We start from the raw sequence: 232 nt of genomic DNA, 5'->3' as shown, positions 1-232 counted from the left end.
GCCGCGCCTGCATCACCGCTTCGGCCTCCGCAAGCTGCGCCTTGTTGTTGATGCCGCGCACTTCGTCCTCGCTGGTTTCGATCACGACGGCCTCCAATCCGATTTCCCTGACGATGGCGACGGCATCGACCAGATAATACTCGCCCTTGCTGTTGGCATTGCCGATGCGGTCGAGGATTTCCAGCGCGCGTGCGCCCTCGAACGCCATCACGCCGGCATTGCACAGCGTGAC

The 232-nt window shown here is 62.9% G+C and carries 1 pseudogene; it reads right to left on the bottom strand.

Annotation, left to right across the window (positions count from 1 at the left end):
- Window positions 1-232 (bottom strand): annotated as a pseudogene (gene glmU, locus QSV46_RS41210) (bifunctional UDP-N-acetylglucosamine diphosphorylase/glucosamine-1-phosphate N-acetyltransferase GlmU); the annotation flags it as partial.

It is taken from the genome of Bradyrhizobium cosmicum (assembly GCF_032290525.1).
Lineage (GTDB): Bacteria > Pseudomonadota > Alphaproteobacteria > Rhizobiales > Xanthobacteraceae > Bradyrhizobium > Bradyrhizobium cosmicum_A.
Note: the sequence above shows the minus strand (reverse complement) of the source record. Positions and strands in the feature narration are given on the sequence as shown.